General features: G+C 64.7%; 8 protein-coding genes and 3 pseudogenes. 4 read left to right on the top strand and 7 right to left on the bottom strand.

What is annotated here, in order from left to right; all coding sequences use genetic code 11:
• Positions 1 to 28: 28 nt before the first annotated feature.
• The 7 genes and pseudogenes from AB0C30_RS57620 to AB0C30_RS57650 all read right to left on the bottom strand — a co-directional run.
• Complete coding sequence (locus AB0C30_RS57620; protein WP_357961534.1) at positions 29 to 1,024, bottom strand: ABC transporter permease; 996 nt, start codon at positions 1,022 to 1,024, stop codon at positions 29 to 31.
• Entirely contained in the window at positions 1,021 to 2,511 is a 1,491-nt protein-coding gene (locus tag AB0C30_RS57625) for a sugar ABC transporter ATP-binding protein (protein ID WP_357961537.1), read from the bottom strand. Before AB0C30_RS57625 ends, AB0C30_RS57620 begins: the two co-directional genes overlap by 4 nt.
• A 142-nt stretch (positions 2,512 to 2,653) precedes the next feature.
• The gene (locus AB0C30_RS57630; protein WP_357961539.1) at positions 2,654 to 3,721 is read right to left on the bottom strand and encodes a substrate-binding domain-containing protein; all 1,068 of its coding nucleotides are present in this window, start codon (positions 3,719 to 3,721) and stop codon (positions 2,654 to 2,656) included.
• A gap of 103 nt (positions 3,722 to 3,824) precedes the next feature.
• Entirely contained in the window at positions 3,825 to 4,817 is a 993-nt protein-coding gene (locus tag AB0C30_RS57635; protein WP_357961542.1) for an ABC transporter permease, read from the bottom strand.
• Entirely contained in the window at positions 4,814 to 5,734 is a 921-nt protein-coding gene (locus AB0C30_RS57640; RefSeq protein ID WP_357961545.1) for an alpha/beta hydrolase, read from the bottom strand. The genes AB0C30_RS57635 and AB0C30_RS57640 overlap by 4 nt, the downstream gene beginning before the upstream one ends.
• A 358-nt stretch (positions 5,735 to 6,092) precedes the next feature.
• Positions 6,093 to 6,274: pseudogene (locus AB0C30_RS57645) on the bottom strand (IS5/IS1182 family transposase); the annotation flags it as partial.
• A 97-nt stretch (positions 6,275 to 6,371) separates the two neighbouring features.
• Positions 6,372 to 6,758, bottom strand: a pseudogene (locus AB0C30_RS57650) (hypothetical protein); the annotation flags it as partial.
• A 217-nt stretch (positions 6,759 to 6,975) separates the two neighbouring features.
• Between AB0C30_RS57650 and AB0C30_RS57655 the strand changes: the two are divergent.
• The 4 genes and pseudogenes from AB0C30_RS57655 to AB0C30_RS57670 all read left to right on the top strand — a co-directional run.
• Positions 6,976 to 7,269 (top strand): annotated as a pseudogene (locus AB0C30_RS57655) (integrase core domain-containing protein); the annotation flags it as partial.
• A gap of 257 nt (positions 7,270 to 7,526) precedes the next feature.
• Positions 7,527 to 7,877 (top strand): DoxX family protein, encoded by a 351-nt coding sequence (locus AB0C30_RS57660; RefSeq protein WP_357961548.1) that lies wholly within the window; start codon positions 7,527 to 7,529, stop codon positions 7,875 to 7,877.
• A 1,046-nt stretch (positions 7,878 to 8,923) separates the two neighbouring features.
• On the top strand, positions 8,924 to 9,589 hold the full coding sequence (locus AB0C30_RS57665; RefSeq protein WP_357961551.1) for a HAMP domain-containing sensor histidine kinase: 666 nt from the start codon (positions 8,924 to 8,926) through the stop codon (positions 9,587 to 9,589).
• A gap of 271 nt (positions 9,590 to 9,860) precedes the next feature.
• Positions 9,861 to 10,019: DUF5999 family protein (locus AB0C30_RS57670; RefSeq protein WP_357961556.1), on the top strand; the 159-nt coding region annotated here is incomplete at its 3' end.

Consider the following 10,019-nt stretch of genomic DNA (forward strand, 5'->3'; position numbering starts at 1 on the left):
TCAGGTAGGGGGTATTCGGTGGTGATCGCTAGGTTCGTCGGGTCGAGGCGCGGCGTCGGGCGACGTCTGCCCCGATGGCGATCACGAGGATGATGCCGATCGCGAGAGATTGCCAGTTCGCTCCGAATCCGACCACGACGACGCCGACCGTGATGATGGTCAGGAAAAGGACGCCGAGCATCGCGCCGAGTGGTGATCCGCTACCGCCGAAAATGCTCGTGCCGCCGATGACGGCCGCCGCGATCGCCGATAGTTCGGCGCCGTTGCCGGTGGTGGGCTGGGCGACGCCCTGGCTGGCCATCTGCAGCAGACCCGCGAGCGCTGCGATTCCTGAGCATATGAGGAAGGCCGCTGCTTTGACGCGGCCGGTGCGGATTCCGGTGATCGCGGCTACCGCGGGGTCACCGCCGCTGGCCATCAGCCGGCGTCCATTGGTCGTGAATCGTACGCCGAGGTCGATCAGCACTCCTAGCCCGAGGAAGATGAAGAACATCCATGACAGGTTCAGCGGGGTGGCCAGGCCGAACTGAGTGAGTGCTGCGGGCAGTGGGTATACGGGGTTTCCGTGGGTGATGAACGTTGCCAGTCCTGAGGCGATGAACTGCATGCCGATGGTGGTGATGAATGACGGAAGTCTGAGCAGGACCACGCAGGCGGCGTTGATCGCGCCGACGAGGAGGCCGGTACCGACAGCGGCCAGGACGCCGATCGGGATGTTCCCTCCAGTGGCGATCATGGATTTCGCGCCGACGACCGATGCCAGGCCGGCGACCGCGCCGACGGACAGGTCGAACTCACCGGCCAGGAGCAGGATGGATTCGCCGAGCGCGATGATCCCGATGAAGGCCGCGCCGACGGCGAGGTTTGCCAGGCTGGCGTAGCGGAAGAAGGAACTCTCCAGTCCGCCGATGACCAGAATCGACACGAGGATCGCGAGGGCCAACTCGATCTCTGGGGTCCGGACGTGGTTCAGCCGTGTCCGGGTGTCGAGCAGAGCGGTGCGTAGTGACGCTGCGGCGATCATTGGGGTGTCTCCGGGGTGGTGCGTGCGTTGAGAGTGCCCGACATGGCCGCGAGGGTGAGATCTTCCGGGGTCGTCGTGCGGGCATCGAGTTCGCTCACCACGCTGCCCTTGGACAGCACGATGACGCGGTCGCAGAGTCCCAGCAGTTCCGGAACCTCGGAGGAGACCACGACGATGGCCACGCCGTCGGAGGCCGCCTGTCGTATCAGCCGGTAGATCTCGGCGCGAGCGCCGACGTCGACGCCTTTGCTCGGCTCGTCCAGCAGCAGCACAGATGGTCGGGCCGCGAGCGCGCGAGCGATCAGTACTTTTTGCTGATTGCCGCCGCTGAGGGAGGTGATGGGTGCGGTGCCCTGGTCAGTCTTGACCGTGAACTGGTCGATCAGGCGTGCTGCGGTGTCGTGGCGTGCAGCCGGACGAAGGAGCAGGCGGCTGCTCAGTGTGCGCAGGATGGCCAGCGTGAGGTTGTCCTCGACGCTACCGTTGAGGAACAGCCCGTCGCTCTTGCGGTCTTCGGGGACGAAGGCGATGCCGTGGGAGATCGACGCCTTCGGGTTCTGTGGGGTGAACGCGCGGCCGTGCACGTCGATGTGCCCGGACCGGGCGGGCAGCAGTCCGTAGATGGCCTCGAGCAGTTCAGATCGTCCAGAGCCCAGCGGGCCACCGATACCGATGATCTCGCCTGCGGCGGCACTGAAGGACACGGAGTTCACCGCCAGCCGGTCTGGTCGGCGCGGATCGGGCACAGTGAGGTCACGCACGGCCAGCCCGGCTGCGGTTGGGACATGTGTCGGTCGGCTGGGGAACGGCTCGTCGAGCCGTCGTCCGGCGATCGCGGTGACTATTCGGCCTCGATCGAAGCTGCTTCGCGGTAGCTCGTCGACGAGTCGGCCATCGCGCAGCACCGCGATGTCGTCGGCGAGATCGAACACCTCATTGAGTCGGTGGCTGATCAGGATGGAACTGACCCCTTGGCCGGACAGGGACCGGACCACGTCGAACAGGCGCCCGGCTTCGGTGTCCGTGAGCGCTGTTGTCGGTTCGTCCAGGATCAGCACCCGCGGTCTCGCGTAGACAGTGCGGGCGATCATGACGAGTTGCTTTTCGCTGGTGGTCAGCGACGCGACCGGTAGGCGGGCATCGAGGGGAAGCTGGATGCCGTCGAGGAATACCTGTGCTCGGCGTTGCAACTGGGCGACGGTGAGAAGGCGACGGGCACCGTACTGGCCGAGGTGGATGTTCTCACCGACGCTGAGGGTGTCGATAACGCTGGTCTCTTGCGGGACAATGCCGATTCCGGCTTGCGTGGCATCCCGTGGTGATCGCAGACGCACTTCCTGTCCGGCGATCACCACGCTGCCCTGGTAGCTGCCATACGGGTACTGGCCGTTCAGGATCTTCATCAGCGTTGATTTGCCTGCGCCGTTCTGCCCGACCAGGCCGAGGACACGTCCGCTGTCGAGGCTGAGTGAGACGTCGTGGAGCACGACGACCTCCCCGAACGATTTGCTGACGTGACGCGCTTCCAGTACGGGCGCGGTCGGCTGTGCCGGCTCCGGCTGGAAGCCGGCGGCGGGTGGGGCGCTCGGAATATGGGGCGGTATGAGCGGGTGCGAAGTCATCATTGGCCTAATGGATGTTGACCTTGGACAGCAACTCGTAGTACGGCGCCAGCCGTGTCTGCTCCACGATCGGAGCCGACAAGGGATTGTCGTAGGCGATCGGATCACGGCAGATGGCCTTCGCCAGCGCGAAAGCCGCCAGATAGTGCTCCTGGTACAGCGGCTGGGCGACGATACCGAATATCGAGCCGCTCTTGACCAGCTCGAGGTTCGCCTTCGCGTAATCCATCGAGATGACCACCAACTGGCGGCCGGTGTCCTTCTGCGTAGTCGCCCAGTTGACCGGTCCGTTGCCGCTGGTGTCGAATGCCGCGACCAGGTCCTGGTGGGCTTGGACGAGGGACGTCTCGGTCGCGATCGCCTTGCTCGAGTCGCCACCTTCGGCTACCGGGGCAAGCACATGCTGCTGGGGATATTCGGCCTTCATCGTCTCGGTGAACGCCTTCGCCGCGGCGTTCTCATTCGGGATGAAACTGGTCTGCATGATGGCGATGCTGCCGGTCTTTCCGGCCTTCTTCAGGCGCGCGCCGATAGCCTCCGCGGCCGCCTTGCCGTAGGAGGTCGGATCCGGGTAGAACTGCCCCAGCAGACCCGGCGCCTCGCCTTTGGCGATCGGCGAATGCGTCTGGATTACCGGGATCCCCATCGCCTTGGCCCGGGCGATCATCGGGTAGAACGTCGGGCTGGACGCCAACACGACAATCCCGTCGACGCCCTGTGCCATGCTCTGGGTGGCCAACGTGACGGTCCCCGGCTCGTCGAATCCCTGAGACGCCACCCACTGCTCGGAGGCGAAGCCCGCTTTTTTGGCCCCGTCGATCGCCCCCTGCGCCATGATTTGCAGGACCGGATTCTCGCGAAGCACAGAGACGAAGATCATTTTCTTGCCTCGCATAGAACATGATGCTCCGGTGCTCGTGGGCAAGTTGAAGTAGTCGACGTTGGAGGCGGAAGGGCCAACGGTCGAGCCACCCGTGGTCGTCGCCGGCTCCGCGCCGCAGGCGCTCAGCGCGAGCACCGCGATGGCCGCGGCCGCCAGGACACGTCGCTGACGTTTCCCAGAGATACCGATCATGTCCTGTTCCTGACTTCCTTGTAGTGGATGCGGTTGCCGTGATCTGTGACTTCTACTTGTTCGGACGAGCCAAGGCCGGCCGGGAGACGGCATCCTGGTCACCTCAGGCACGTCTGGCTCGCCGTCGCAACGTGTCGACTGCCACCGCGACGATCAGCAGCGCGCCGCTGGCGACCGGCTGCAGAGTCGAGTCCAGGCCCACCAGCACGAGTCCGATCGTGACCACCTGGATGAACACGGCTCCGAGAAAAGCTCCGAGCATGGTGCCGGCACCGCCGAACAGGGAGATCCCTCCCACTACGGCTGCGGTGATCACGGTCAGTTCCAGGCCCTGCCCCTGGGTGGGGTCGGCGACGCCGACCCGGCCGGCCAGCAGGATCCCGGCCAGCCCAGCCAAGCCTCCCGAGGCGATGAATGCGCAGGTCACGTAGCGCCTCACGGGTACACCTGCACGTACTGCGGCCCGCTCGTTACCCCCGATCGCGTAAGCGCTCTTGCCGAACACCGTCAGGTTCATGACTCCGTGAGCCACGGCGACGACGGCGAGCAGCAGATAGACGGCGAACGGCAGCCCAAGCAACCGCGATTGGCCCAGCCCGACAAGGCCCTCGGGAAGTCCGCTGATCTGAAGTCCCCCGCTGATAACCAGCGAAAGACCGCCTGTCGCGTACAGCGTCCCCAGCGTCACGATCAACGCGGGCAGCCGCGCCCATACCACCAGCAGTGCGTTCACCGCTCCCACGGCCATACCAACACCGAGCGCACCGAGCACGGCAAGCTGCCACGGCAGGTGGTAGTGGGTGACCAGCTGGCAGCCCACGATGGCCGACAGCGACACCACCGATCCGACGGAGAGGTCGATCTGCTTGAGGATGAGCAGGAGCGTCTCCCCCACCACCACCAGCCCAGCCACCGCCGCCGCACGCAACACGGCCTGGAGAATCGACGCCGACCAGAAAGACGAATTGAGTACTGTGAACATGACCACGATTACTGTGAGCAGAGCACCGAGGCCCACCTCGACAGGCACCTGCGGGAGCCGGCGTACGCGCACGGTCCGAGCCTGCTCCTCGGCTGTGGCGTGCACGGTGCTCATGCCCGCAGCCACGTACTGGTTGCCCTCGCCTGCTCGGCGTAGGCACGGCGGGACACCTCTGCCTCGGGGACCTCAAGTTCGAAGGCATGGAACGTTCCCGGCACGTAGTGTAGTTCCGTCGGAACATCGGCGTCTATCAATCGACGCGCGAACTCGATTGCCTCATCCCGCATCGGGTCGTTGTCGGCGGCGAATATATAGGCTGGTGGCAGGTGCTTCAACGAGGCCGCGCGTGCCGGCGCGGCATACGGCGAGACGTCATCGGAATGGTCGCCGAGATACATCTGCCACATGGTGACCGAGTTTCGTGAGTCCCACCCTGGCGTATGCGTGAAGCGCGCCATCGACGCGGTCACCATGCGATCGTCGGTGACGGGGTAGATCAACAATTGGAACTTCAATGTCGGCCCGCCGCGATCGCGGGCGGCCAGGGCGACCGCAGCCGACAGCGCGGCACCGGCACTGCTTCCACCGATCCCGATCCGTGACGGGTCGATATCCAAGCTCTGGGCATGCGCCGCCACCCAGCACAGCGCCGCGTACACGTCGTCAAAGCCGGCGGGGAACGGATGCTCTGGGGCGAGGCGGTAGTCGACGGAGACGACGACCACTTGTGCCTCTTCAGCGAGAATCAGGCACCGGTAGTGCTCCGATTCGAGGTCGCCCATCACAAACGCGCCGCCATGCACGAACAGCAGCCCCGGCAGGGGCCTGACCGCCTCGTGCGGCGTGTACACACGCAGCACCAGGTCGGATCCCGGGCCCGCGATCAGGATCTCCGTGGTCTTCACTCGACGACCGAAATCCCTGCCGGCGACCGAATCGCTGAAGTCAGCCGACACTCGCCGGGCGTCGTCGAGATCGGCAAGGTCGCGCCGAACCCATGACCGGGCGGCCACCGCGAGTTCAGGGTCCATGGTTATCCTCCGTCATGTTCATGGTCGGGCGCCCAGAAGGCGCCTTCCCGCCACCGCGCGTCACTGCGCCTGCGCAGCCGCCTTCAGTCACCGCGTGATACCGCGGCGTCATGCGTGCGCTACTTGGTGAACCGTAATCACCTCAGTCGGCGCGACCGAATAGTCTAAAACGTTTTGTAATATTTCTGTTACATGAACGTCATTGGCTGCACAGGTCCCTGTGCCGGACGAGCGAGCTCAACGCATAGGCTCAGGCAGTGCTCGTATGTCGGCACTTGGCCACCAAGGCGACGCTTGACCGACCAAGACGAGGCATTGCTCCGACAGGGAGAGAAACGATTCAGCTAGAAACCCCCCGGAGGATCCTGTCCGGTGCGGTGCGGCGGGCGATCTGCCACCGTCCGTCGATGCCATCGGAGCGTCGGCGGGTTTAACGTCTTGACCGGCGACCAGTGCCAGCAGACCGACCGCAGCAGCGGCGCGCTCGTCCAGGTTCTGGTCCCTCAACTGGTCTCGCAGGGTGAGCGCGTCGGTGACCAGCCCACCGAACCAGGCCGGTCTTGCCCTCGGGTGTGACGAGGATCTCGGTGACCACGGCGAGGTCGCTTTTACCGCGGACCAGGGTGGTGGCGAGGGTGTGGCGCAAGGCATGCGCGGTGGTGAGATCGTCGAGGCCGGCAGTTTGGGCGATCGTAGCGATGATGCCGCCGACGGCCCGGGCGGTCAGCCGTCCCTCTTTAGCGTTGAAGAACAGCGCCCGGTTGTCGATGGCATGGGGCCAGTTGGGGCGTTCGTCGAGCCAGAGCTGCATCTCGTGGCGGAGGTTGGGGTGGATGTCGACCTCGCGAAACTTACCGGCCTGTGCGCCACCTGTCCCCTCCACGACCGCTGTACCACCGCTAAAGGCCCTCCACTCGGGTCGGTGCGACCAAGTGAAAAGTAACTGTGCGTAGTTTTTGGGTGAACGGTGACGGTCGGGGATCGGCTGTCTCGGCCCTCCGCTTCCGAACGTGTCCCCAGACATCCGCCAAGTGTCGGAGGGCGGGTGCGTCGGAACTGTGAAAGTCGCGTTTGCGCCCGGGGCCGATCCGCGAGCTGCGCGACCCCGACGCGTCCGATGACGGCGAGGATGATGGCGCGGGATCAGTCCTGGGCGTGCCCGGCGGACTGGTCGTTGCTGGCCCGGGCTGTGGGGGTGAGACCGTGTTCGGCGGCCCAGGTCCGACGCACTCCGACCACGGGCCCAGTACACCTCGGCCGAGTTCGCCAAGCTGTGCGCCAAGCTCGGCGTGCGCCAGTCCATGGGCGCCGTCGGCACCAGCGCCGACAACAGCGCTGCGGAGGCGTTCAATGCCACCCTCAAACGCGAGACCCTGCAGGGCACCAAGGGCTGGCCCTCGCCGCGCGAGGCCCGCCTGGCGGTCTTCAAGTGAATCACCCGATACAGCACCCGAAGGCGCCACTCCACCCTCGACTACCTCAGCCCGATCGACTACGAGCAGCAGACCATCGATAGAGTGCTGCTCGCCGCATGACAGCCGATGTCCACACTTCGGGGTGAACGCCCCCTCCTTCTTGAAACAGAGGGCTCCCCGATGACCGAGATGCGGGACGGGATGGTGCCGCTTGAGGCTTTGCAACATTGGGGTGACTCCCCCACCGTTTCCCCTTTTCTTCCCATCCCATCAGGGACGCAACGGGCACGACTGACATACTCACCCTGATCTGGATGCCGCAATAGCACAGGCCATGCGGCAGCAGGTTGCTGTATGGATCTTTGGAGTAGCCACCGATGAGCACCACCGTTGTCCTCTTGTCGATCCTTCTCGGCCTCCTGTTCATGGGGACCGGCGGGATCAAAGTTCTGAGTCTGCCGCAATCGCTGGCAATTCGCGATCATCTAGGATTCCAGCCGAGGTTGTGGCGATTGATCGGCGTGTGCGAGGCAGCGGGGGGAGTGGGGCTGCTCGCCGGGCTCATGGTGCCGTTGCTCGGCGCGGCCGCGTCGATCGGACTGGTCATGCTGATGGTGGGTGCAATCGTCAGCCGGATCCGGGTGTCTGACTCGGCGCCGATGATAGCCATCGACGTCCTGGTGCTGGCGTTGGCGGTGGTTCTCGTGGTCGTACGCGCGTCGGCGTGACAGGCAGGAACAGCTCAGGTTCCGCGCCTGTTCCTCATTAGCGCCCGCCATGAACCGTTCCTAAGGACTGAGCATGAGTTGCGCATGCTCAGCCGAACGCTCCGAACGGTGGTGAGCGTTCTGGTCGCCCGCGTTCGCCGCCTGGTCAACCTCGCCCTCACCCACCTCAACAACACCTGGACCCTCACCGCCACCACCCCAATAGCCCGCGAACAGGCGACCGCATACCGACCGCCCTGCCAAGACCTTCAGGGAACTCCTAAGTCCATGCACGCGCGAGGCACGGTCTCACGCGTCACTTCGGAGGCGTGGTCACTCGACGGTCCGCGCCGTCGTAGGCGAGGGCTCGGGGATCCTCGGGAAGGACACCACGGGCGTCCCGGATACCCAGGAGGCTGGATCTCCGAGGGTCTCTAGCTGAATCGTTTATCTCCATGTCGGAGCGACGAATCTGTCTCCTGAGTCAAGCGTTACCTTGCCTGCACCAGTGCCGACAATCGTGATCTGCCTGCGGCTATGTGTTTCGCTTGCTCATGCGGCACAGGGGATCTGTACCACCAGCGGTACTTAGGTAACGAATGTATTACAAAACGTTTTAGGACATTCATTCGCACCGACCGATGTGCTTACGCTCACAGGTAGCGCACCCATGACGCTGCGGTATCACGCGGTGACTGAAGGCGGGTGCGCAGGCGCAGTGACGCGCGGTGGCGGGAAGGCGCCTTCTGGGCGCCCGACCATGAACATGACGGAGGGTGACCATGGACCCTGAACTCGCGGTGGTCGCCCGGTCATGGGTTCGGCGCGACCTTGCCGATCTCGACGACGCCCGGCGAGTGTCGGCTGACTTCAGCGATTCGGTCGCCGGCAGGCCAGGTCAGGTGTCCGGGCAACGGGGGGAACTCGCCCCGGGAGACAGGTATTTCCACTGGTCTCGGAGACGAATCCGCCGTAGCTGCTGAAAGCCGTGCTCTGAGGAGGATCCTATGGCTACAGCTTGCGATAACTGCGAGACAGTCAACCTCGTGAGTTACATGGTGGAGTGCGTGCAGGCCCAGCAGCGGCAATTCGTCACCGATGCCTCGCACGAACTGCGCACCCCTCTGGCAGGGCTTCGGCTGCGCCTGGAAGAGGCGCGGATGTATCCCGGCCAGATTGATCTGTGCGAGCTCATCCACCACACCCTGCGGGAGGTGGACCGAATCCAGGACATCGTCAGCGACCTGCTCACACTCGCCAGGCTGGACGCCGGCGTCGGCGACGCGCCTGTGTTCATCGACATGGCCGGCTTCATCGTGGACGAGGTCGGCAAGCGAACCGATGGCCTGCCCATTCACCTGAACCTGGAGCAGGGCCTGATCGTGGGTGGCACGATAGGCGGCCTTGCCCGCCTGCTCGGCAATCTGCTGGACAACGCGCAGCGACACGGAAGAACGGCAGTATGGGTGACGGTCAGCGGTGAGAAGGGCGAGGTCGTCGTCACCGTTGACGACGACGGGCCGGGCATACCCGCTGAGGAGCGTGACAGGGTCTTCGACCACTTCTCTCGCACCGATAGCGCTCGCGGCCGCGAGCTCGGCGGAGCCGGGCTCGGACTGGCGATCGCCCAGGGCATCGCACGCGCTCACCACGGCACCCTGACCGCCCGCGCATCTGATAGGGGAGGCGCTCAACTCATGCTGCGGCTTCCATGCCTCAACTCAGCAGGATGACACAGACAAATCGGCGTGGAGATGATCCGCATGCTCAAAGTCGCCAAAGACACGGCGATCAAGGCCCGCACCCAGGCCATCAACCAGCTCAGGGCCGTCCTGGTGCGAGCCGACCCCGCACGGCTTCCTCAACACCATCGTCGCCATCTCACCCGGCCACCACTTCCAACCTCACCGCTCAGGAGGCACCGCCAGATGACGATCATCCTGACCGCAGCGTGCTCTAGCGGCAGGATCAGATATTCCAGCAAGGATCCAAGGAAACAAGACCATGTGCCAGCATCAACCACCCTGTCCATCCGCAGACGCCATCGATCATGACGCGGCGCGTCTGATGGCCTACCACCCAGAGCAGGGTTGGGGTCTGCTCTGCAACGGTGTCATCGTCTTCGACGACACCGGCGAACTGCTGCCCGACGGACGGAGCATC

The organism is Nonomuraea sp. NPDC048901 (genome assembly GCF_040649695.1).
Classification (GTDB): domain Bacteria; phylum Actinomycetota; class Actinomycetes; order Streptosporangiales; family Streptosporangiaceae; genus Nonomuraea.